The organism is Planktothrix sp., from assembly GCF_046067725.1.
Lineage (GTDB): Bacteria > Cyanobacteriota > Cyanobacteriia > Cyanobacteriales > Microcoleaceae > Planktothrix.
Genome location: NZ_JBJUDF010000165.1, coordinates 1 through 23,573 on the forward strand (window position 1 = coordinate 1; position 23,573 = coordinate 23,573).

Here is a 23,573-nt window from a genome sequence, read left to right on the forward strand (position 1 = left end):
CATATAATTTTTGAAAAAAAGGTTGACATCTATTAAATGGGGTGTTAAAACAATAACAAACAGAACAAAACTTTTCTGGAGGAATTCATGTCCAATACTGTTAAAGGATCTGAAGTCAAAAATCTGCCCTTTTTTGCTCGTTTCTTAGAAGCACAATCTTCTAAAGCCGAAGATAAAACCAAACCCGGTTATACCATGAAATGGCCTTCTGACTGGGAAGATTACTAAACTTTATTACTTGAATCAAACGTTTGATTGATCAATTAGGCTTAGTGCTGATGCAATCACCCCAAGCCTAAATGTCAAATACAATCTTTACCGATTCCAAATCAAAAGATCGGTAAAGATTTATTTTTGCTGAATCAATACTTCTATTAAAAATTGCTGACCAATAATGTTGTTTTGTTAATCAGCCCAAACGACGCAGTTTTAATCGTTTTGTGGGGATTGTTTCCATGCTTTAATCCTTAAAAAAAACTAAAAAACTTAAGTAATTATACTGAATGTCCAGAGGTTTTTAAAATTAAACAATTTTCCAAAAAAGGGTTGACATCTATTGAATCGAGTGATATAAAAATAGAAACAGAACAAAACTTTTCTGGAGGAATTCATGTCCAATACTGTTAAAGGATCTGAAGTCAAAAATCTGCCCTTTTTTGCTCGTTTCTTAGAAGCACAATCTTCTAAAGCTGATGATAAAACCCAACCTATTACCACTCTGAAATATCCTTCTGACTGGGAAGAATACTAAACTTTATTCCTTGAATCAAACGTTTGATTGATCAATTAGGCTTAGTGCTGATGCAATCACCCCAAGCCTAAATGTCAAATACAATCTTTACCGATCGCGAATCAAAAAGTCGGTAAAGATTTATTTTTGCTGAATAGATAATAATTTTATTAAAAATTAATTCCAGAAGATCTTTTATGTCCTCGTCATGTAATGTTGTTTTATTAATTACCCATAGTAAAGATTTTTTCACAATTGATCGGGTCGCAGAAGCGGTGAGGAGAAAAGGTGGAGAACCCTTTCGTCTTGATACCGATCAATTTCCTGAATCAGTACAATTAACCGCCCAGTTTAACTCATCCCAAAGTCAGCACCAACTCACCTATAATCATCAGTCAATTCATACAGAACAGGTGCGATCAGTTTGGATGCGCCGCATTTGGGAACCACAATTCAGTTCAGAATTAGCACCCCAATTTCGAGACGCTTGTATTCGAGAATCTCAAGCGACCTTAGACGGGTTTTGGGATAGTTTGAGAAACGCCCGTTGGGTCGATGATTTACAACGCATTCAAGCGGCTAAAAATAAACTTTATCAACTGCGGGTCGCCTCAGAAGTCGGTTTAGTGATTCCTCCAACTTTAGTAACGAATAACCCCAACTCAGTGCGAGAATTTTTTCAACAAGTTGAGGGAAAAATGGTGAGTAAATTATTAACCGCCATTTCCCGCAGTATGGAACCCACTGATTTCTTTTTGTATACCAGTAAAGTTCAAGCGGAAGATTTAGAGGATGCGGAGTCACTGCGTTACTGTCCGATGGTGTTTCAAGCCGAAATTCCTAAACAATTAGAATTACGGGTTGTCTTTGTCGAGGGTCAGGTGTTTGTAGGAGCATTAGATTCATCCATTTATAATGATTCTACGGTGGATTGGCGACGTTCTGGGGTGAATGTGGGTTCCTGGTTAATCCATCAACTTCCTGAGTCTTTAATCCATCAAATTAAAGCCTTTATGGCGAAGTTAGGACTATTATTTGGCGCCTTCGATTTCATCGTGACGCCATCGGGAGAATATATCTTTTTAGAAGTCAATCCCATTGGCGAATGGGGAATGTTAGAAAAAGATTTAAACTTACCGATTTCTGATGCGATCGCAGATGCTTTAATAAAGTAAACCGTTTCAAGGATTAAAATCAATGACCGTTCTAATCGTTACATTTAGTCAAGATAATGAAAGTATTCCCTTAGTCACAAAAGCCATTGAAGAACGAGGGGGGAAAACCTTTCGATTTGATACCGATCGATTTCCGACGGAAGTTAAACTGGATATTTATTATAGTGATGCTGAACGAATTATTATTACCGATGGCGATCAGAAATTAGATTTAAGCGAAGTATCGTCAGTTTGGTATCGACGGATGCGCTACGGAGCTAAAATTCCTGAGACAATGGATGAACAATTTAGGAAAGCTTCCATCGAAGAATGTCGGCGCACGGTAAGAGGAATGATCGCCAGTCTTCCGGCGTTTCATTTTGATCAAATGTCCCATGTCGATATTGCCAATCATAAACAATTACAGTTAAAAATTGCACGGGAATTAGGATTAATAACGCCTCGGACTTTAACCTCCAATAATCCAGAAGCAGTGAAACAATTTGCTCAGGAATGTCAGGAACGGGGAATTGTGACTAAAATGTTATCTTCCTTTGCCATTTATAATGATTTGGGGGAAGAATTAGTGGTGTTTACCAGTCCAGTAACCGAAGAAGATTTAGCAGAACTAGATGGACTGCGTTTCTGTCCCATGACCTTTCAAGAAAATATTCCTAAAGCTTTAGAATTACGCACCATTATTGTCGGAAATCAGGCGTTTACGGCTTCGGTAGATTCTCAAAGTTTGCAAGGTTCAACTTATGATTGGCGTAAAGAAGGAAAAGCCTTAGTTCAAGATTGGAAACCTTATAATTTGCCTAACGATGTAGAGGGAAAGCTCTTTCAACTGATGAATTATTTAGGTTTAAATTATGGAGCGATTGATATTATTGTTAGTCCTGATGGAGAGCATATTTTTCTGGAAGTTAACCCAGTGGGAGAGTTTTTCTGGTTAGAAAAATATTCCCCTTATTTTCCAATTTCTCAAGCCATTGGAGAAATTTTAGTGAATAAAAAATAACAATTGTCGGTTAATTCTGGGAAAGCCAAGATGGGAGAGTGACACAAATCAGTTAAAATACACAGAAGATTCAGATCAATCCTGAAAATCATTCACTGCTTACTGTTAAGCTGTTCCCTGTTCCCTGTTCCCTGTTCCCTGCTATAAAATATGCAAACTCAAGTTGTTGATGAGCGACCTTTTAATCCGACGGCTTCATTTTTTTCATTTTGGGAACAAGTTAAAGTTATTATTCAACCTTACTGGTATCCCACCGACTCCAAAGGAAGAGTTTTCTCTGATGTAATTCGGACTTGGGGAATGCTGACGCTGATGATTATATTAGTGCTTGCACTTGTCGGTATTACAGCGTTTAATAGTTATTGGAATCGCTATGTTCTTGATATTGTGATTGAAGAGAGAGATCTTTCTAAATATCTGGGAACGCTTTGGGTTTCGCTGCTGGGATTGGTCTCTGTACACTATTAGGAGCATTTTCTAAATATATTCGGAAAAAAATTTCCTTAGATTGGTACAAATGGCTTAATCATGTATTTTTAGGTAAATATTTAAGTAATCGCGCCTATTATAACCTTAACTTTAAATCTGGTTTTGATAATCCTGATCAACGGTTAGCACAAGAACTAGAACCGATTACTCGAACCGCGCTTAATTTTTCAGGAACTTTCTTTGAAAAAGTCCTAGAGATGATAGCGTTTATGATTATTCTTTATACAATTTCTCCCGTTATTGCTGTTATTCTTTTTGTTTATACAGTTTTGGGGAATTTAATTGCTCTGTACTTAAATCAAGCCTTAAATAAAATTAATCAAGAGGAATTAGCTTGTAAGGCAGATTATAATTATTGTTTAACCCATGTTCGCAATCATGCTGAATCTATTGCTTTTTTCCAAGGAGAATCCGAAGAAGAAAAAATTATTCAGCGACGCTTTAATAATGTGATTGCATCAATGGAACGTCGTCTGAATCAAGAAAGAAATCAAGATATTTTTAATCGAGCTTATCAATCGGCGGTTACGGTATTTTCCATGTTCATTCTTACCCCTTTATTTATTGAGGGAAAAATTGATTTTGGACAAATTAATCAAGTAAGTTTAGCGAGTTTCATGTTCTCTAACGCCCTGGGAGAAGTCATCCGTGAATTTAGCAATGCGGGATATTTTTCAAGTTATGTTGAACGGTTGAACGAATTTTCAACAGCCTTAAAAACGGTCACTCAAAAGCCCGAAAATGTCAGTATTATTCAAGTCAAAGAAGACAATTATCTCGGTTTTGAAGATGTTACCTTACAAACTCCCAATTACGAACGAGTGATTGTGGAAGATTTGTCGTTGCAGGTTCCCCCAGGAGAAGGTTTATTAATTGTTGGCCCCAGTGGTCGAGGGAAAAGTTCTTTATTGAGGGGAATTGCAGGTTTATGGAATGCGGGAACAGGTCGTGTTGTGCGTCCTCCGTTGGAAGAGTTACTATTTTTGCCCCAACGTCCCTATATTATTTTAGGAAACTTACGGGAACAATTACTTTATCCTCACACTGATCATTCCTTGAGTGATGGGGAATTAACAGAAATTTTACAACAAGTGAATCTGCAACATTTACTCAACCGTGTTAATGGTTTTGATACGGAAGTTCCTTGGGAAAATATCTTATCCTTGGGTGAACAACAGCGTCTTGCTTTTGCCCGGATCTTAATTACTCGGGCTAAATTTACCATCTTAGATGAAGCCACCAGTGCCTTAGATTTAAACAATGAAAACCATTTATATGAACAACTCAAAGCAACTAAAACTACATTTATTAGTGTTGGGCATCGAGACAGTTTATTGAATTATCATCAATGGGTTTTAGAACTGTCTCAAGATTCAAGTTGGCAACTCATGACCGTTGAGGACTATCGCCGACAAAAAACCCAAGACTCAACCCCAAAAAGTACAGGAGAAACTCGCAATAAAACAAAAAAGAGGACTACAACATCTCGGTTGAAGTAGTCATTTCTGTTGTCAAACATTACCTAGCTATTAACCTTTTTTCTCAAGTTGAAGGAGACAAACTCCGGTGGGAACAAAAAAAGGCTACAAAATGGATAAAATAGGCAACAAAAATCAGGATAATCTTGAAGACAATTTTATAATCGATTAACGAAATTACACGAATCCGCTATACTGTAAACCAGTATTAAAATTGAACCCAAAAATTTATTCAATTTCGCAAGGTTTCAAGTCAATGGACGAACTCAATAAACAACTAACCGCTTTAGGAATTTCCCCAGAAGAACTCTCTAAACAACTGGCATCTATGGGAATTTCCTTAGATGAAGTTGCCAAAAAATTTGCTTCTTTAACCATACCGGGTATTATTGTTGCAGCGACATTTACCACCTTTGGGGGTGCAGGACTGGTTGTGGCTCTAGCAACGGCTTTAGCTGGCCCAGTGGCGGTGATTGGAGATAGTTTAACCGGTTATGGAATTGAAATGGTTCTTGGGGCTGTCTATATTGAGCGTGCTAAAAATGAACCTTTAGACAATCTTCTCAAGGAAATTGATATTTTACCGCTTACCGATCCTTTAAAACTAAAACTGAAAAACCAACTCACTCAAGCCAAACCGATTGAGAATACAGTGATTGATATTCCTCAAGTGGTTACGGTTGTTGAAGAGGCGTAGCCATCAATTTCCATCCTAAAAGTTAACGAATCATTAAGTTGGGGCGGGAAAACCCCGCCCAAACAAGTCAAACTTCTAAGGGTAGAACTTTAGAAGCTTGAAGGCTCTGTTTGTGATAACTTGCCATGAACGTATCCAAGCTGCGACGTAAATCTTCTCGCCCTTGAAAATGGTCGAGTCGATATAACACTTGACCGCGATCAAAAACAATCAAGGTTGGCAAGGTTTGTAGGCGATAGGTGGTGGCTAATTTTAAACTTTGATCGGCATTAACCGCAACCAACTTGATATTGCCTCGCCAGTCTTCTTGGAATTGACGTAGTTGAGGCATAATCAGCTTACACAGTCCACACCAAGGTGCCCAAAAATGGACAAGAACGGGAGTAGAAGCTTCGAGAACTTCTTGCGGAAACATCTGCTCACTGACCGACAATAGCATGATCCCTCGAATTTTATTAATGAATGTTTTTATATCCCTGGGATCATGCTACCAGTCTACGTTACCAGTGGCACGAATTAATAATGGATGAACTTGCCAGAGTAAGAGAATAAAAACACCCACTCCTAAATAAGCCCATCGGAAAAACTCCTTGAATTCAAAGGTTTGACGACCTTGTAAAATCGCCACAAAGGGAATCACCGATGTCCGAGATTTCACCATTTCAAAAGATTTCCCATAACGAGCTAATAAACGGCGATCCCCGTGCCACACAGCAAACAAATGATGCAACACTAACCCCAGGGAAGTTAACAAGGTGAAACTGGTTCCCAGCCATAAGGTATGACCGATACACCAAATCACTTGACCCACCATTTGAGGATGTCGGGTAATTCTAATAATTCCCGTTTCATATAAATGAACTTCCGGTTTAGCAATGGCGGCAATTTCTAACAAATTGAAAGTAGCTGGATAGAGAAAAATAAACGAAATTGCCGATAACACCCAAACGATCGGTTTAACAACTGGGACATCCTGCACCAGCCACAACTGTAAACCATCGTAACGGTGATTAAAAAAGTAGATAATCAGAACGGTGGCGAAGGGGATACTCACCAAGGCAAACAAAACCCGATACAGTCGGGGGCCAATTTTTGATTCTCCCCAAGGTCGCAGTGCCGCTAAACCACTATGGGCGATCGCAAATCCTAACAATAAGCCTAACATGACAAAATGGCTCGGAGTTAGCCAATGATCGGACATTTTTACCTCTTTTCAATTTGGATAGATAATAAAGTTAACTTCAATACAGATCATCCCGCAGTATGCTGAAAGAACTTGATCCCCAAACCTAACAGCCATTAAGCTTTCTGATTTTACCGAGGTTGAGGAATATGTCTGACCTTCCATTCACTTTAGATCAGTTACGGATTCTTAAAGCTATTGCCGCTGAAGGCAGCTTTAAACGCGCTGCTGATAGTTTGTATGTCTCCCAACCTGCTGTCAGTCTCCAGGTACAAAACTTAGAGCGACAGTTGAATGTGCCCTTATTTGATCGGGGGGGACGTCGGGCGCAACTGACCGAAGCCGGTCATCTGCTCCTCAGTTATGGTGAAAAAGTTTTGTCCCTCTGTCAAGAAACCTGTCGCGCCATTGACGATTTACAAAATCTGCGGGGGGGAACCTTAATCATCGGGGCATCTCAAACCACCGGGACGTATTTGCTCCCGCGCATGATTGGATTATTTCGGGAAAAATACCCGGATGTTTCGGTTCAACTTCATGTTCATTCAACCCGACGCACCGCTTGGAGTGTGGTGAATGGACAAATTGATTTAGCCATTGTCGGGGGTGAAATTGCTCCAGAACTGGCTCAGGCGTTGGAAATTGTTCCCTATGCTGAGGATGAACTGTCGTTGATTGTTCCCACCTCCCATGAATTTGCCCAACGTGAGACTATTCTTAAAGAGGATTTATATCAATTAAATTTCATTACCTTAGATTCTCAATCTACGATTCGCAAAGTCATTGATCAAGTGTTAACTCGTTGTGGAATTGATACCACCCATCTGAAATTAGAAATGGAACTCAGTTCCATTGAAGCAATTAAAAATGCCGTGCAGTCCGGGTTAGGGGTGGCGTTTGTTTCTACCTCTGCCATTGAAAAAGAATTGCAAATGGGGGTAATCCAAACGGTTAAAATTGATCAAGTAATTGTCAAACGAACCTTATCTGTGATTTATAATCCAAATCGCTATCGCTCTAAGGCGGCTGAGGCATTTACTAATGAAATTTTACCCAAATTTGCCAGCCCGAATTTTAACCAACATTCCATTGATATTCAGTATCCAATGGATTATACATCCTTACCTTTATCTGATTAATGAATCTGATAGTCTACAGAATTTTCACCTGAATTTTATACCTTTTGCAACAATGACAGATGTTCCTTTTACGTTAGATCAATTACGCATTCTCAAAGCGATCGCGACTGAGGGAAGTTTTAAGCGGGCGGCAGATAGTTTATATGTCTCTCAACCTGCCATTAGTTTACAAGTTCAAAATTTAGAACGACAGTTAAGCGTTCCTTTATTTGATCGAGGAGGACGCAGAGCCAAATTAACAGAAGCGGGACATTTGCTCCTCAATTATGGTGAAAAAATCCTGAGTTTATGTCAGGAAACCTGTCGCGCTATTGAGGATTTACAAAATCTTCAAGGAGGAACTTTAATTGTTGGGGCTTCCCAAACCACTGGGACATATTTACTTCCCCGAATGATTGGATTATTTCGACAAAAATATGCTGATGTTGCGGTTCAACTTCATGTTCATTCGACACGACGCACTGCTTGGAGTGTTGCTAATGGACAAATTGATTTAGCTATTATTGGGGGAGAAGTTCCACCAGAATTACAAGAGGCGTTAACTATTCAGCCTTATATTGAAGATGAATTAGCTTTAATTATTCCTCCATCCCATCCTTTTGCTCAATTCAAGACAATTCAGAAAGAAGATTTATATCAACTACAATTTATTGCCTTAGATTCTCAGTCTACCATTCGCAAAGTGATTGATCAAGTGTTAACTCGATGTCAGATCGATCCCCGTTGTTTGAAAGTGGAAATGGAGTTAAATTCCATTGAAGCCATTAAAAATACTGTCCAAGCGGGCTTAGGAGCGGCATTTGTCTCGACTTCAGCCATTGAAAAAGAGTTACAAATGAATATTTTACATCGAGTCATGATTGAAGATGTTGTGGTTAAACGGATGCTTTCTGTCATTGTTAACCCGAATCGTTATCAATCTAAGGCAGCCGAAGCATTTAGTCAAGATATTTTACCGTTATTTGCTCCCCCAGATTGGAAATTAAAGACCGATAATTTATCTCAAAATGCAGCTAAACTCTCGGCTAACTTTGAAACTTTTATTCCCGCTTCCGATTTAAACGACCCGGAGGAACCAGAATCTGAATTTTAAACGATAATGTTTTCAGAGTTTGAGAAACGGATACTCCTGGTTTTTATTGTTTACTGATAAAATGAGGAACTGAATTGCAAAAATGTGATCATAAATTCTAGCATTAAAAGATCATAATTTTTGATTTAAAAATTAAAACATTTATAATGATGTACCCGGTCTTAAAAAGACCCTAAAAAACTAGAATTACGATTCCTAATTTCCCATTGCTAGAGTGTTCATTACTATGAAAATTTACTGTACTCGTCCCAGTTGTTTTGGTGCTGATCGCAATAATTTTACGGATTTAGAAGATCCAATGCTGCTTAAAACCGTCCAGCAAAAATTCTGTACAACCTGTGGAATGCCTTTAATCTTAGATGGTCGGTATCTTCCCGAAAGATTATTAGGAAAAGGAGGGTTTGGAACCGCATTTTTAGCAAAAGATCGTCGTTCTCCTACTTTTAAATATTGTGTTGTTAAACAATTTCAACCTTCCTCCGATTTAAGCCCCCAACAATTAGCAACCGCCCAAAATCTGTTTGAACGAGAAGCTCATGTTTTAGAACAATTAGGAAATCAACACCTCCAAATTCCTGATTTATTTGCCTATTTTCCCTTAGAAGCACCCGGATGGCAATCCTCAAAAGCTCAACAATTTTTTTATATTGTTCAAGAATATATTAAAGGCGAAAACTTAGAAACAGAACTGGCGACCAAAGGACAGTTTTCTGAAATTGAAGTTCGAGAAGTCTTACAAGAAATTCTCAAAATTTTAGAGTTTGTTCATGATCATGATGTGATTCACCGCGACATTAAACCCTCTAATATTATGCGAGATGAACAGGGTCATTTACATTTATTAGATTTTGGGGCGGTGAAACAGGTGACACAAAATCCAGGGGGTCAATCAACGGGTATTTATTCCTTGGGGTTTGCACCTCCTGAACAAATGCGAGGATATACGGTTTTTCCTTCAACGGATTTATATGCTTTGGCTGTGACTTGTTTAGTGTTATTAACGGGAAAAGAACCCCAAGAATTATTTGATAGTTATAGTGATCAATGGCGGTGGAAACAATTGGTTTCGGTTTCCGATCAATTAGCTCCAATTTTTGATAGAATGTTATTACCTACACCGAGCGATCGCTTTGGTTCTGCGACTCAAGTTTTAACTGCTTTAAATCCGGTTTCAATCCCACCCATTCCTCAGCTTTCCTCAGTTTCTCCTCCGCCTGTATCTGCTTCAAGCACTCAACTCCAACCTGTTGTCCCCCCTCGTTTTACCTCTCCCTTAGAATTGCTATCGAGTGCGGCATTTACCGGGTTTGAGTTGGGAGTTTTGGCTTGCTTAGGATTTGCTGTATTTAAAGGGTTTGGGTTCAGTCCGGTGGTTTTATCAATCATCGGTTTAGTTGCTAGTATAGGATTAATTCTGGCTGTATATCGCCGTTGGATTGAATGGGGAATTGATTTTATTATTATTGCGTTTATTTCCATTGGAATTCTATATTTTATTTTATTAAAATTAAGTAGTTTTTATGTCAATTTAACAATGGTTCCTTTTATCACTGCTATATTAGCGGTGGCTGTTACCGCGTTATTTCGGTTAGTTTATCTTCTTTTGCAAAGAATTCTATAATAACTCCGAAACCTCCTGAATCTTATGGCTCAAAAAAACGTTGTGTTTAGAACCGGAGACTATCCCCTAACCCGGCGTTTATTTATTATTATTAAACAAAATCACCCCATAGAACAACAAGCTGGAGAAACTTACAGTTAACTATTATTAACGTCTCAAGGTCAAGATTTAATCGAAAAATTAGGATTTATTAAAATTCGTTAAGCTCAGTCCCTAAACAAAATTAATTGATAAGGAATTAAAAAGTAGGGATAAAATAAAAACATTCATTCAGAGTAACCATGAATACTTTACAATCTCATTGTCCACCTAAACTAGATTGTTGCGATCGCCAAACTCTCCTCAACTATTTTCAAGAGGCTTGGCAACTTGAAGAGCAATTCCTCAATAGCTTAGTTGGGGAAGACACCTTTTATCTGAATCCTGACCCGTTAAGAAACCCGCTCATTTTTTATCTGGGACATTCAGCAGCTTTTTACATCAATAAATTAAGTCTCGTTGGATTATTAGAAAAATGCCTCAATCCTGATTATGAAATTCTGTTTGGAATTGGGGTTGATCCAGAAATCCCAGAGGAATTAAATCAAGCGATCGCCCATCTCGAATGGCCCGACGTGACAACAGTTTGGCAATATCGACAACAAGTATTAGAAATACTATCAGAATTCATTGAAAAAGTCCCAATTACCCTGCCCATTCTTCCCCATCATCCCCTATGGGCCTTAATCATGGGCATTGAACATCAACGGATTCATGTAGAAACGTCTTCCATGTTATTGCGTCAGCTTCCCCTAGAGCGAGTCAAACGCCCTTCAGGGTGGAACTATGCTCCTTCTAACGGTTTAACGCCTAAGAATGAAATGCTGCAAGTTCCAGGTGGGGTGGCTAAACTGGGTAAAGCCTTTGATGATTCCACTTATGGTTGGGATATTGATTATGGTTCACGCACCGTTGAAGTCAAACCTTTTTTAGCCAGTCAATATCTGATTACTAATGGGGAATTCCTTGATTTTTTCAAAGCGGGTGGCTACGAAAATCAAGAGTATTGGGATGAAAAATCTTGGCGATGGAAAACTCAAAATAAGATTAAACATCCTAAATTTTGGCGCTTAGAAAATGGCAACTACAAATATCGCGCTCAATTTGATGAAATGGAGTTACCTTTAGATTGGCCAGTAGAAACCAATTATTATGAAGCAATGGCTTATTGTCGCTGGAAAGGGGAGGGAACTCGGTTAATGAATGAAGCTGAGTACCATGTCGCAACCTATAGCAATGGCTTAGAAAAGGATGTCAACGATTACAATCTTAATTTAAAATTCGGTTCACCGACTCCAGTCGGAATGTTAGAAACTGCAAAAAGTGACTCTGGACTCTATGATTTGCGGGGAAATGTTTGGGAATGGTTAAGTGATCACTTAAACCCCTTATCGGGATATGAACCCCATTTCCTTTATGAAGATAACTCAGCCATCTTTTTTGATACCGAACATCAAATGATGTTAGGGGGATGCTGGATTACAAACGGCGCAGAAGCTTTGAAATATTATCGCAATTGGTTTCGTCCCCATTTCTATCAACACGCAGGTTTTCGGATTGTTCAAGATATTTAGACGGATCTCAGGAGTCGGTCATTTTAATGCCCGGATTTTCTATTAAAACCATGAGTAACCGCTTCGTGATCTTGATTAAAATGAGCTTGGTCATCGTTCTAACTCTATTATTAATCGGGTTAGTTAGAAATTGATTCAAGCTCTTAATTCACTTCTCAGTATTTAATTGAGATGAATCAAAAAATTAGGATTGATTAAAATTTGTTAGATTCATCTATGAGTTAATTCTTCCTAAGAGTGTTAAAATAGATCTGAGTTGACTATTCATAAAATTATAACCTTGAAAATCCCATGTCTCAAAAAAATGAATCTTTAATCTTTGTCTTAGCCCTGTTAATTACCGGAGGGTTATTAGCGGCGGGTTATTTTTGGTGGTTCGAGCGAAATCAACCGTTATCGCCTGGCGGAAATATCCCCTCAACGTCTTCTCCCAATATGGCGGTTGGAACTATTGATACTCGCATCTCTCAAGGAGAAAAAGTGTTAATTCCATCAGGAGATTCAACGTTAAAACAAGGGGGAACATCGGCGTTAGCTTCTGGTCGATATGAAATAGCCATTCAACAGTTTAATGCTGCTTTAGAACAAAATAAAAATGATCCTGAAACGTTAATTTATAAAAATAATGCTGAAATTCTAAAAAATAATTCATCCTATTATACTCTAGCTGTATCTATCCCTATTGGAACGTCAGTCAATACCGCCCAAGAAATTTTAAGGGGGGTTGCTCAAGCGCAAACAGAAGTTAACAAAGCCGGAGGTTTAAACGGAAAATTTTTTAAGGTGATGATTGTTAATGATGATAATAGCCCGGCAGTTGCTTCAGAAGTGGCTCAAAAATTAGTCAATGATTCGGAAGTTTTAGGGGTCATTGGTCATTATGGCAGTAACACCACCTTAGCCGCCACACCGATTTATGAAGCTGGAAAATTAGTCTTGATTTCTCCAACCAGCACTGCTACAGAGATTTCTAATGCAGGAGACTTTATTTTTAGGACTGTTCCGAGCGATCGCTTTGCCGGAAGTACCTTAGCCCGATATCTCTTAAATACATTAAACTTAAAAAAAGCTGTTGTTTTCTTTAACAGTACCAATGAATATAGTAGCTCTTTACAAACGGAATTTACAACGGCTTTAAGTGGAGATGGAGGCGAAGTGATTACGGCTTTTGATATCGCTAAACCCAATTTTAATCCGATACAAGCATTAGAACAAGCCCGTGAGCAAGGTGCGGAAGCAATCGTTTTAACTCCTGATTTATCCACCATTGAACAAGCATTACAGGTGGTACGAATGAATCGCAAACAGTTCCCTTTATTGGGAGGAGATAGTGTATATCGACCGGAAACTTTGAAAGTCGGAAGTGATGCGGTGGGGATGGTGATTGCCATTCCTTGGCATATTTTAGCGAACCCTAATTCTGAGTTTGCTCAAGAAGCAAATCAACTCTGGGGAGGAGATGTCAATTGGCGAACGGCAACCGGCTATGATGCAGCCAAAGCGTTAATGATTGCTATTAGTAAAAATCCCACCCGCACCGGGGTTCAACAAGTTCTTTCTACCTCGGATTTTAATGTTCAAGGTGCAACGGGAGTGATTCGTTTTTTACCGTCTGGCGATCGCAATCAAGCCTTACAATTAGTCACCATTGAACCCGGAAATCGTTCAAGTTTTGGTTATGATTTTGTTCCAGTTCGTTAATATCGCACTAGGGAACAGTAAGTAGAGTTCTAGGGTAACTGCATAAAACGTTGATTTTGTCAAGTCCCTAATTTTGGGCTTCAGGGTTGGGTTCTAAAATTCGTGCATCGTCTCACGCAGATTTTGTCAGAAAATCAGAATATTTAACGGAAGAATAGGGGTTTTAGACTTAATTTTGGGCTACAGACACAATAAGCCCTTGGGTGATATTTTTTCCATTGTACCAGAACCCCGATGCTTTCGTCAACAATTTGAGAATATTTCTCAAATATTTTTTAAGATTTCCTGACAATCTTTGGAATAACTCAAGTTATTTCACCTAGAAATAAGAATAACTTATAAAAAGACCCAACTTGTCCCAGTTTTAGGGGGATGGGTGTTGAGGTCAAGGTCAATATCCGTTTAACTGGGTTTTCCTCCTCCAATTAAATATAACAATGCCATTCTCACCGCTATTCCACTGGTAACTTGTTGAGAAATTAAACTGAATTGAGGATCATCCATTAATTCTGAACTTAATTCTACACCCCGATTGACGGGCCCTGGATGCAGGATTTTAACATCAGGTTTACAGGATTTTAACCGTTCATGGGTAATGCCAAATAATTGATGATATTCTCGTAAACTCGGTAACAAATGGGCGGTCATGCGTTCCTTTTGTAAGCGCAACGTCATGACAAAATCAGCATTTTCTAAAGCCGGTTCTAAATCCCAATGTAAAAATAATTGACCCGGACGATTTTTGCCAAATTCTGCAAACAGTTCGGGTAATAAAGTGGGCGGTGCTGCTAAATGAAGTTCGGCTTCAATGGCCGTTAAGCTCCAAATATTAGACCGAGCCACCCTAGAATGTAAAATATCTCCAACGATAGCAATTTTTTTTCCTTTTAATGACTCAATTTTTGGATGTTCAGGGTCAAGAATTCCACAGATGGTGAATAAATCTAATAAAGCTTGAGACGGATGTTCATGTTGACCATCTCCGGCATTTAAAACAGCAACTTTAGCATTTAAACGGTCTAATTCAGCCGCAATTGCAAAAGGAACTCCTGCTTCTTTATGACGAATCACCATCATATCCGTACCCATCGCTAAATAAGTTTTAGCGGTGTCAAGAATGGTTTCTCCTTTGGTCAAAGAAGAGGTGCCCGGAGCAAAATTTAAAGTATCTGCGGATAGTCGTTTTGCAGCGAGTTCAAAACTATTCCGAGTCCGGGTTGAGGGTTCAAAAAATAAATTTGCCACCACCTGACCTTGTAGGGCAGGAACTTTTTTAGTCCGACGACCTAAGACTTCTCGAAAGCTGGTTGCCGTTTGCAAAATGGTGTTATATTCCGCCACCGTAAAATCAGCCAGGGATAAAATATGGCGGCGAGTCCAAGGATCAGTAGCCATTGTAAAATAATAAAATGATCAGGATTAAGATCCAACGTTTAATCATACTCGGTGATTGTTCAAAACGGAATAGTAACCTTCAACCTTGAATCATAAATTAATACAGATTTCCACTGATCACTTTAGAATCATGAAGACTTTCCAAAGGTTGTTAGTTCCTTATCTAGTGGGGGTTACTATTCTGGGCTTAAGTAGTTGTAGTTCTCCGAGGGTTGACCCTTCAACTCAACCGCCTACTCCGTCTCCAACCTCGATTTCCCTTCCAAACCCACCTGAACCTCAAAAACAAGCTCTTTCCCCAGCTAACACGGTTCCAGTGACCATTTATCAGGTGGATAATCAATGTTCTGAGTTAGTTCCTCGTCAAATTACCGTTCCCAAGGAACAAGCCTTAGAAACGGCAATTGCTGAAGTTTTAAACCAGCAAAGCAGTTCAGACTTTCCCTTAAGTTACCGGGTAAATATTGATTCAGAACAACAAATTGTTACTATTGATTTTCGCGTTCCCAAAACGGCTGAACGAACCTTTAACTCCCTATCCAGTTGTGAACAATTAGCGTTATTTGGTAGTTTACGCCAAACCTTAACGAATCATCCTGATTGGAAAATCAATCAAGTAATTTTTACCGAAAAAGGAGAAGAAATTGCGTTATAAAAACACCTTTATTTGTTGATTTTTTTTAAAACAAATACCCAATCTTCGTCAGTCGGTGGCTTGAGTTGGATAGTATTTTTTCCTGTAAAATTGGGAAGGTCAGAAAATTCACCCAACCGAGGATTATAAAGTTGCAGGGTATAGGAAACGGGTGTATCTAATTCCAAGTTTAAGGAGAGGGGTTTGTTCGTATTCCGAACATAAACAATAAACTGTTGATCATCGTTGGCTAAGAGATAACGGGTTCCCTCTCCTTTAATCCGTCGGTCTATGGGTTTAAATTTCCACCAATCTAAAGTTTTAAACAGTTTAGGAATGTGTTGAACTTGTGCTTCCCAATCATCATTTTTCGGATCATTGACGTTAAAAGGCCCCGGCTGACGAATTCCTCCAAAATAAGTAGTTCCCCAACCTGTGACAAAATAGCCACCCGCCATAACAATATCCCAACTTGAATGGCGAATGTCATCTAAAGTGGCACTATTGGGTTTATCAACTTTTCCATCCTCATTTTGATCTCGTAAATAATAAGCATATTCTGAATTAACGACAGGTTTATTATACTTAAGCTGCTCTAAAACTCGTTGATGTAATTGAGTATAGTTTTGTTGGTAATCGGCAAAAGACATCCAATCTTTGGCAGCAAATTCAGCGACACTATAGCTTAATTCTCCAGGGTGAATGCCAATTAATCGTTGATGGGGGTCAAATTTAACAATTTCTTGAGCAATCTGTTCATACATGGATTTTTTGCCATATTCATTCCATTCTCCCGCCACGGTAAAGGCAACATTAAACGCACTATAACGACCGACAATATAACGAGCATATCGCAACCGTGCAGCTTCATTAGGAAAGGCTCTCCAATCATTTTTGGAAACGCCATCTTTTGCCCAAGTTAAGAATAACATAGAGGTGATTCCATTTTGATTTAAGAATTTGATCCGAGAGTCAACTTCTTGCCAATAACCCGGATTTAATCTTTCTTCCGAAATGTTATCAAAGGCAGATCCCCCTTCATTTTGAGAGAGAGACATTAAGTTAGAATGGATAAAATTAAATCCTTGTTTGGCGCGTGTATCAATATATTGTTTAACAACGTTGCGATCTAAGTTTTCTTTAGGGTTATTATTAAATAATGTCCAATGGGTATCCCCTAATAACCAAAACGGAGTTCCATCTTGATAAATAAAATGATGGGGATATTCAGGATTAACTCGAATTCCGCCTTTGCTTTCGGCGGCAATGGTTTGAAATGACCCTGATTTGTTATTTAATCCGGCATCATTTGATTGAACCGACCATTTCCAACTTCCTTCGAGATTCGGCGAAAATCTTAGTTTCCAAGTTGTCCCCCCATCCCAAAATAAAGGGATGATTTGAGTTTCACCGTTCGGGGTTGTTAAAGTTGCAATCGCTTCAACTTCAGTGTAAGGATTTTGATAAGTTCCTGAATGGGTAAAGGTCTGTTCAAAAATACTAAACGCTGGAATTTGGGCTTGAGAAATCGGTTTGACTTGAACTGTAACTTGATCCGTGATCGATTGTTCTCCAGCTTTTGCGGTTAACTGTAAAACATAAGTTCCGGGTTGAGAAAATTGTACAGTTGTGTTAGGAAGTTGAGGATTTTGAAAGGTTACATTTCCAGGGCCACTAATTTTTTGCCATTGAGTTTTTAGAGAATTTGAATCTCCTAAATAAGTCACATTTCCCTGTAGTTGAACTGATTTTTTAGCCGGGAACACTTGGGAAAAACCCGCATTAACAACAGGGCCATCATTAATGGGTTCTAACAGCGTTTCTGTCTGAGAATTGGCTTCTGGAGTGGGACGACAAGCTAGGATTGAACTGATTAGAATGCCATTGAAAATAATGACTTTACAGAAAGAATAAAATTTGAGGGAATTTTTCATGATTCTTCGTTTTTTATTCTAGGGTGAATTTGAAATAATCAGCCGAATAGACCGGATAGAAGTCGGGAGAATTAAAGATTTTTGAAAGGTCTAAACAAATAATTAAAGACAGGAAGACATTGATCAATGATTTTAGCTGGAAATGCAGACTGATCAAATCGACGCAGTAAATCACTTGCTAAATAAGCACTAGCAATAGTCGCGCCTAACAGTATCAGTTCAATCATGATATGAGTCAGCCCGTTAGGATTTTGAAAGATAATATAACGTTCTAGTTCGGAAAACAGACGGGTAAAGGGTTGATGGCTCAAGTAAATGTAATATGACCAAATTCCGATTCCGGTTAAACTTTGGAAGAGAAGGGGAATTTTTTTCTGACTGAAATTAGCTAAGTTAATCATCCAAAGAATCATCCCTAAAGCAATGACAAAATCTGTAAAAATCCAGCCCCATAATCCTACATAAAGCAAGGCTTGTCCCACCAGCCAAATCACAACCCCTAGCCATCCGATATAGAAATTAATCACAATTTGATTCACAAGATTACTATTGTTAGCAAATGCTAATCCAGCCACTATTCCCAAGGTAAATTCCCCAATCCGGGCTAGAATAAACCCAAAGGGAGATCGGCGTTGGAAAAAGCCAAAAAACCAATCGGGATAGTGGTTTAGAGCATGAACGTCTCTGGGAATAACCTCTAAAAATTTATCGCTATGGGCGATGGGAAGTCCATCTAAATAATAAATTGCAATTCCTCGATAAATAAATTCAATGGCTAAAGTTACTAACAAAATCATTAAATACCCTTGCCAAGTCGCATATTTTTTAAAGCGATTGTATAATAAAGGAAAAAGTAAATAAGCCCCGATAATAAAGGGAACATACCAAAAGGCTCCGGTAGCTTGTCCTCGGAAATTTTCAAAAACGTTTGTGAGCAGAAAAAAATCTAAAATTGTCCGAATCACAGCAAAATTGAAATTGCTTAAATAAGCTAAGAGAGGAAAAGACAATAAAACCGCTATCCAATACACTGGAAGCACCCGCCTCATGCGACGGCTAAACCAATCTAACCAAGAGAAGGTTTGAGGTTTTTTAGCACAGGAATAAGCTAACCCAAAACCACTTAAAATAATAAAAATATGAACTCCTTGCCATCCAAACCAACCGCCTCGATAATGAACTAAAAAAACAAGTGCGATGGCGAGTCCTTTACAAAAATCTGTGAGGTTCAAAATAGTTGGTTTCATAATCAATGCTACCTGGGTTAATAGAATCTAAAACTCGGTAAATATTAAAAAAATGATATTACAAAAAGTGTTTGCTACTTTATTTTTTTAACCAATTATCTACAAAATTAACAAAAGTTGTGATCGCTGTTCCCTGAACAAATGAAGCATTTAAGATTAACCCCGTATTCAAATAGTGATCTGCTTTAGGAACTGTCCAATACTCAACAGGAGGAACCATTTTTTCAGATAAATTCCTTAAAAATTCTAAATCTTCAGCAGGTTCAAATTCAGCATCTATCAGTAATAAAGGAATATGTTGAGGTTGGGTAAAATCCTTTAAATAAGTTTTGATATCTAAAGCTTCCATCACGGGTTTCCAAAAGTCAAATTCTAGGGGTTTAGGAAGCTGCATATCAATTTGCCAACGAAACATTAACTTTTCTTTTTCTGGTGCTTCAGGATTTAAAAACCGTTCTTGTAACCGACGGGGAGGCGCGAAAACAACGGCTTTAGAAATTCGAGATTCTTGAGCTTGAGACGCCATCGTTACACCGCCGCCAAAGGAATGTCCTAAAACATAAATTTCTGAATTTTGATTCGGAAAATTAACCTTTAAATAATCAATAGCTGCGGTGACATCCTGAGCAAAATTAAAGGCATCGGTTGTATAAGTTTTAGGTTGTTCAGATTCTCCATGAGCACGAAGATCAAAGGCAAAAACCCGATATCCTTGCTGTTGAAACCCTTGAGCTAGAGCAGGGATAATCGGCAATTTTCGACCTAAAATTGAAGACCCGTGTAACAGAATTAAGGTAGGAGCAGTCTCTGCATTTTGAGGAAGATATAAATCTCCTTTTAATTGTAAATTATTGGCAACGAAAGAGACTGTTTGAGTCGGTTTATAAGGAATAGATTGTAGTTTTTCAAAAGATGATTGTTTGAACAAATCAAGTTGATGATAACGATATCTCAACAGTTGATATAACGGTTTAACTTGAGGGTAGGTTTGGGCAAGAAAAGAATATAATTTAGGTTGTGACATAATGGCTAGAAGGAGGATTTACAACATCGTTGGCTTCGGTTCGCATTTTAATAATTTTTGCAGGAACACCCGCAGCAATGGCATAGTCTGGTAAATCCTTTGTCACCACGGATCCGGCTCCAATAATACAGCCTTTACCAATTTTAACACCATCTAAAACAACTGAACTGGCTCCCAACCAAACATCATCTTGAATGATAATTTTTCCTCTGGTAAACACCCCTTGTTCCATCATGGGAATATCCAGACGGTCTGTGATATATCGACCGCCTCCAATATAACAGTTACCAGCAATTAAAACGGAACTTCCAATGGATATTCCCCCACTCGAAGATAAAATTGTATTACAGCCTAAATCAGTTTTTTGACCAATAGAAATTCCCCCTATTTTCCCTTGAATGACACAATTTCGAGAAATAATTACATCATTTCCTAACTGAATGCCGTCATCTCCCGCACCACTGGCATCAATTAAAACATAATCATCAATGGCTACTCGGTCGCCTAATGTTACTTTTTTAGGATGACGTAAAACAAGTCCTTTGCCTAAAATAATCCCGCTACCCGTACTTTTAAATAATCCTTTATAGGCAGATTTTCGAGCAATATAACCGAACGCACCCGATAAATTGCTAAAGAAAAAATTAGCTAATTCATATTGAATAAAATGCCCTAAATCATTCGTTCCTAACGCTTTCATTTGATAGCGTTTTAATAAAGATGATTCCGATTGATTCAGTTGTTCTGATAAAGAAACTTTATTAATAACTTGGCGAGTTTCTGTCATGATCTATAAGGTGGGCATTGCCCACCCAACTAAAGGAATAAAAACTAAGATTTCAGGGCGGTTGATGATTCTAATAACCCAGAATCTTTATACCATAATGCTGTTTTTCTTAACCCTTCATCCAAGGGAACTTTAGGTTCATAACCTAATAATTTTTTAGCTTTAGAAATATCAAACGCCCGGTCTTTAATAAAGAAATCAACCCGACGGCGATAAATCGGGGGAGAAATATTGAAGGGTAAACAAATCAGTTCGCATAAATAACCCGCCCACCAAACCGGCCAAACGGGAATTTTAAACTTAGAAACGGGTTTATTATAGATATCTGCAATTTTTTGAACCAATTGATTTAACGTGACAAATTCCTTCCCACCAATGGTTAAAATTTCACCAATTGCGGCTTCTTTTTCTCCGGCTAATGCAATACCTGCGGCTAAATCTTCCACATAGGTCATGTGATAGAGAACTTCCCCACTGCCAATCATTTTAAATTTGCCACTGTAGATATATTTAAACAGTTTGAGAAACCGTAAATCTCCAGGGCCATAAATACCTACAGGACGCACCACAGACCCGGCTAAATTTTCTTTTTTAAAGAAATCTAACGCCAACAGTTCCCCATCCATTTTAGATTCTTGATAATAATCTCCGGGTGAATAAGGATCTTCTTCTTTAGCGGGAGGGTTTTTAATTTCCCCCTGAACCCCAACGGTACTGCAATGAACAAACCGTTTAACATTGGCTTTTTTCGCGGCTTCTAAAACTTTACGAGTTCCCTTAACATTTACATCCCAAAAATATTCTCTGGGTACATTTTCTGCTCGATATAATGCCGCAATATGATAAACCACATCCACCCCCTCCATCACCGAATCATCCAAGGGATTATCATCAGCAATATCAGCAAAGGAATATTCAATGGGTAATCCTTCTAGGGCACTTTGATTAGAATTTTTACGAACTAAGACTCGAACTTGATAGCCTTTATCAAGTAAATGTTTGGTCAAATAACTGCCTGTAAATCCGTTAGCCCCTGTCACTAAAGCTTTCATTGGTTTTCCTCCTCTAAATGCTATTAAAAAAATGAATTTTATTGATTAGATTTTAGCCCATTCTGCCATCCCACACCGTTGATAAAACTCTTCTAAACGTTGAATTTCTTGTTTAGATTTTGAGTCATCCCAATTAAACAGTTTGCAAATCATAGGGGCAATTTTTAATGCCCGTTGGGGATTATCTCCTAAGCTGGTGCGACGCAGAATTAAATCATCTAAATGCTGTACCGATTCATTTTTAATAATATCCTTGAGTTCCTCGGAACAATCATTGAGTTCCGGTTGAGGATACCAATGATAATCATACAACCCTTGGAGGCGTTGTGCTTCTGCGGGTGCAATTTCTGTTGCATCAACGGGTGAAAGTTGAGGGAAAATTTGCTGAATCGTTTTTTCGGCAACTAAACGAGCGGTTGTAAATTTAACCCCAGAAATACTATACAAACCTTTGATGCCTTGAGGCAGAGTTTCATGATTTAAAATTACTTCCCGAACAGCTAGTTCTTTACTATTAGGTTCTTCCGCCGGAAGTAAACCCGAAAAAACTCGAAGAATTTGACTTTGACTTAACTTTAACCCCGGAATAGCAAAATTAAGATTATCAATAAATTCGCTAATTTCTGAAGGGTCGGGGATGGGGTTGGCTTCAATAGTTTTAAACCAAGGGTTATGAATAGTTCCTGCTAATAATCGTCCTTTCCAGGGGTGGAGAAAATAGGTTTGAGCATTCGGTTTTTTAGGTTCAATGGCTAAGGCAAAATCGGATAAACTCGCTCGATCAAAAAGGATATTCCAAGCGATAGATTTATAGAATAGATTGGGAACCTCTCGATCAAAATTCGCCGCTAATTCTCGACACCAGGGGCCAGCAGCATTCACCACAATTTTTCCTTGATATTCGTGGGTTTCTCCGGTTAATTGATCTTGCGCTACAACCCCGGAAACCGTTTGATTAACTTTTAACAAATCCTGAGCTTCTACATAGTTTAACGCCGTTGCTCCCAAGGAACAAGCCCAACGTAAAGCCCCTATGACTAACCGTTGAGAATCGGGCATACAGGCATCATACCAAATGGCTCCAGCTTGTAATCCTTCAGAATCAACATTCGGAAAAATGGCTTTCACTGCTTCGGTTTTGATGACTTTTCCGGGGGGTAAATGACGGTCAGGACGAATGCCTTGGTTTCGAGTAAAAGATAGAGTATCGTTAAGTTTTAAAGCCGTTAATAAAATCGGAGGACGACGTAATCCCTTGCCATATAAAGGCATTAAACAGGAGAGGGGTTTGACTAATTCAGGGAAGGTTTTAAGAAACCATTTTCGTTCTCCAACAGATTCATAAAATCGAGGTAAATCTAAGGTTTGTAAATAACGAAATCCTCCATGAACAATGCGGAGACTATTGTAACTGGTGGCTCCGCCAAAATCGGCTTTTTCTATTAAGAGTGCTCGCAGATTTCTTCGAGCAGCTTCTAAGGTTAGCATTGCACCGTAAATTCCTCCACCAATAATAATCAAATTATAGGAAGATTGGGCTGCGTTTGATGGATTTCGAGTAATTGTTGTCATAGCAAATAG

The 23,573-nt window shown here is 38.5% G+C and carries 22 protein-coding genes; 13 read left to right on the forward strand and 9 right to left on the reverse strand.

The features are described 5' to 3' along the window. Positions 1-87 precede the first annotated feature (87 nt). The 7 genes from ACKPEB_RS09785 (at position 88) to ACKPEB_RS09815 (ending at position 5,569) form a co-directional block, all read left to right on the forward strand. Entirely contained in the window at positions 88-228 is a 141-nt protein-coding gene (locus ACKPEB_RS09785) for a microviridin/marinostatin family tricyclic proteinase inhibitor (protein WP_408964692.1), read from the forward strand. Between the two features lie 382 nt (positions 229-610). Continuing rightward, complete coding sequence (locus ACKPEB_RS09790) at positions 611-751, forward strand: microviridin/marinostatin family tricyclic proteinase inhibitor (protein ID WP_408964693.1); 141 nt, start codon at positions 611-613, stop codon at positions 749-751. Between the two features lie 176 nt (positions 752-927). After that, positions 928-1,905, forward strand: a complete 978-nt coding sequence (locus ACKPEB_RS09795) for an MvdC family ATP-grasp ribosomal peptide maturase (protein ID WP_408964694.1) — start codon at positions 928-930, stop codon at positions 1,903-1,905. 22 nt (positions 1,906-1,927) lie between these two features. Then, positions 1,928-2,905 carry an MvdD family ATP-grasp ribosomal peptide maturase gene (locus tag ACKPEB_RS09800; RefSeq protein ID WP_408964695.1) on the forward strand — a complete coding sequence of 326 codons (978 nt, stop codon included), beginning with the start codon at positions 1,928-1,930 and terminating at the stop codon, positions 2,903-2,905. 150 nt (positions 2,906-3,055) lie between these two features. After that, the gene (locus tag ACKPEB_RS09805; RefSeq protein WP_408964696.1) at positions 3,056-3,373 is read left to right on the forward strand and encodes a hypothetical protein; all 318 of its coding nucleotides are present in this window, start codon (positions 3,056-3,058) and stop codon (positions 3,371-3,373) included. Continuing rightward, the gene (locus tag ACKPEB_RS09810; RefSeq protein ID WP_408964697.1) at positions 3,334-4,893 is read left to right on the forward strand and encodes an ABC transporter ATP-binding protein/permease; all 1,560 of its coding nucleotides are present in this window, start codon (positions 3,334-3,336) and stop codon (positions 4,891-4,893) included. The genes ACKPEB_RS09805 and ACKPEB_RS09810 overlap by 40 nt, the downstream gene beginning before the upstream one ends. Positions 4,894-5,128: 235 nt before the next feature. Continuing rightward, entirely contained in the window at positions 5,129-5,569 is a 441-nt protein-coding gene (locus ACKPEB_RS09815; RefSeq protein WP_408964698.1) for a hypothetical protein, read from the forward strand. Between the two features lie 67 nt (positions 5,570-5,636). Here ACKPEB_RS09815 and ACKPEB_RS09820 read toward each other — a convergent pair whose 3' ends face one another. Both ACKPEB_RS09820 and ACKPEB_RS09825 read right to left on the reverse strand, forming a co-directional pair. Further along, positions 5,637-6,008: a thioredoxin family protein gene (locus ACKPEB_RS09820; protein ID WP_408964699.1), complete on the reverse strand. Its 372-nt coding sequence runs from the start codon at positions 6,006-6,008 to the stop codon at positions 5,637-5,639. Between the two features lie 48 nt (positions 6,009-6,056). Next, on the reverse strand, positions 6,057-6,770 hold the full coding sequence (locus ACKPEB_RS09825; RefSeq protein ID WP_408964700.1) for an NnrU family protein: 714 nt from the start codon (positions 6,768-6,770) through the stop codon (positions 6,057-6,059). A 131-nt stretch (positions 6,771-6,901) separates the two neighbouring features. On the opposite strand from ACKPEB_RS09825, the gene ACKPEB_RS09830 reads away from it, so the two are divergent. The 5 genes from ACKPEB_RS09830 to ACKPEB_RS09850 all read left to right on the forward strand — a co-directional run bounded on the left by ACKPEB_RS09830 (position 6,902) and on the right by ACKPEB_RS09850 (position 13,919). Next, entirely contained in the window at positions 6,902-7,891 is a 990-nt protein-coding gene (locus ACKPEB_RS09830) for a LysR family transcriptional regulator (RefSeq protein WP_408964701.1), read from the forward strand. A gap of 52 nt (positions 7,892-7,943) precedes the next feature. Then, positions 7,944-8,984 carry a LysR family transcriptional regulator gene (locus ACKPEB_RS09835; RefSeq protein WP_408964702.1) on the forward strand — a complete coding sequence of 347 codons (1,041 nt, stop codon included), beginning with the start codon at positions 7,944-7,946 and terminating at the stop codon, positions 8,982-8,984. A 226-nt stretch (positions 8,985-9,210) separates the two neighbouring features. Continuing rightward, complete coding sequence (locus ACKPEB_RS09840; protein WP_408964703.1) at positions 9,211-10,605, forward strand: protein kinase domain-containing protein; 1,395 nt, start codon at positions 9,211-9,213, stop codon at positions 10,603-10,605. A gap of 281 nt (positions 10,606-10,886) precedes the next feature. Then, positions 10,887-12,218 carry a 5-histidylcysteine sulfoxide synthase gene (gene ovoA, locus ACKPEB_RS09845; RefSeq protein ID WP_408964704.1) on the forward strand — a complete coding sequence of 444 codons (1,332 nt, stop codon included), beginning with the start codon at positions 10,887-10,889 and terminating at the stop codon, positions 12,216-12,218. A gap of 291 nt (positions 12,219-12,509) precedes the next feature. Next, positions 12,510-13,919: an ABC transporter substrate-binding protein gene (locus ACKPEB_RS09850; RefSeq protein ID WP_408964705.1), complete on the forward strand. Its 1,410-nt coding sequence runs from the start codon at positions 12,510-12,512 to the stop codon at positions 13,917-13,919. A 402-nt stretch (positions 13,920-14,321) separates the two neighbouring features. Here the strand turns inward: ACKPEB_RS09850 and ACKPEB_RS09855 are convergent, their stop codons facing one another. Then, entirely contained in the window at positions 14,322-15,314 is a 993-nt protein-coding gene (locus ACKPEB_RS09855) for an aspartate carbamoyltransferase catalytic subunit (RefSeq protein WP_408964706.1), read from the reverse strand. Positions 15,315-15,444: 130 nt separating this feature from the next. Here ACKPEB_RS09855 and ACKPEB_RS09860 point away from each other — a divergent pair, with 130 nt between their 5' ends. Further along, a complete protein-coding gene (locus ACKPEB_RS09860; protein ID WP_408964707.1) occupies positions 15,445-15,969 on the forward strand; it encodes a hypothetical protein in 525 nt (174 codons plus the stop codon). Between the two features lie 8 nt (positions 15,970-15,977). Here the strand turns inward: ACKPEB_RS09860 and ACKPEB_RS09865 are convergent, their stop codons facing one another. The 6 genes from ACKPEB_RS09865 to ACKPEB_RS09890 form a co-directional block, all read right to left on the reverse strand. Continuing rightward, positions 15,978-17,882, reverse strand: a complete 1,905-nt coding sequence (locus ACKPEB_RS09865; RefSeq protein ID WP_408964708.1) for a DUF4038 domain-containing protein — start codon at positions 17,880-17,882, stop codon at positions 15,978-15,980. Between the two features lie 71 nt (positions 17,883-17,953). Further along, positions 17,954-19,129 carry an acyltransferase family protein gene (locus ACKPEB_RS09870; RefSeq protein ID WP_408964709.1) on the reverse strand — a complete coding sequence of 392 codons (1,176 nt, stop codon included), beginning with the start codon at positions 19,127-19,129 and terminating at the stop codon, positions 17,954-17,956. A gap of 79 nt (positions 19,130-19,208) precedes the next feature. Further along, positions 19,209-20,153 carry an alpha/beta hydrolase gene (locus ACKPEB_RS09875; protein ID WP_408964710.1) on the reverse strand — a complete coding sequence of 315 codons (945 nt, stop codon included), beginning with the start codon at positions 20,151-20,153 and terminating at the stop codon, positions 19,209-19,211. Then, entirely contained in the window at positions 20,140-20,940 is an 801-nt protein-coding gene (locus ACKPEB_RS09880; RefSeq protein WP_408964711.1) for an acyltransferase, read from the reverse strand. Before ACKPEB_RS09880 ends, ACKPEB_RS09875 begins: the two co-directional genes overlap by 14 nt. Positions 20,941-20,984: 44 nt before the next feature. Next, positions 20,985-21,992, reverse strand: coding sequence for an NAD-dependent epimerase/dehydratase family protein (locus tag ACKPEB_RS09885; protein WP_408964712.1), 1,008 nt, complete (start codon positions 21,990-21,992; stop codon positions 20,985-20,987). A gap of 45 nt (positions 21,993-22,037) precedes the next feature. Then, positions 22,038-23,564, reverse strand: a complete 1,527-nt coding sequence (locus tag ACKPEB_RS09890; protein WP_408964713.1) for an FAD-dependent oxidoreductase — start codon at positions 23,562-23,564, stop codon at positions 22,038-22,040. Positions 23,565-23,573: the final 9 nt, after the last annotated feature.